The following is a 251-nucleotide window of genomic DNA, read 5'->3' on the forward strand; positions in this document are numbered from 1 at the left end:
CAAAATAGTGTTTATTATGGTTATAAATTGCATGCAGTGTGTACTACTGATGGGATTTTTACCGATTTTGATCTAACACAAGCTTCTGTACAGGATATTCATTATCTCAAAGATATTAAGCACTTGTTTCAAAATTGTACAATATTAGGAGACAAAGGTTATCTGAGTATTGATTATCAAAGAGACTTATTTACTTACAACCAGATTAATATGGAAGTACCTATGCGAAAAAATCAACATGGATATAAGCC

1 protein-coding gene is annotated in these 251 nt (G+C 30.7%); it reads left to right on the top strand.

Annotation, left to right across the window (positions count from 1 at the left end; genetic code table 11):
* Nucleotides 1-251: transposase (locus GNY06_RS00200; protein WP_166518299.1), on the top strand; the 251-nt coding region annotated here is incomplete at both ends.

The sequence above is a fragment of the Elizabethkingia argenteiflava genome (assembly GCF_009904105.1).
Classification (GTDB): Bacteria; Bacteroidota; Bacteroidia; order Flavobacteriales; family Weeksellaceae; genus Elizabethkingia; species Elizabethkingia argenteiflava.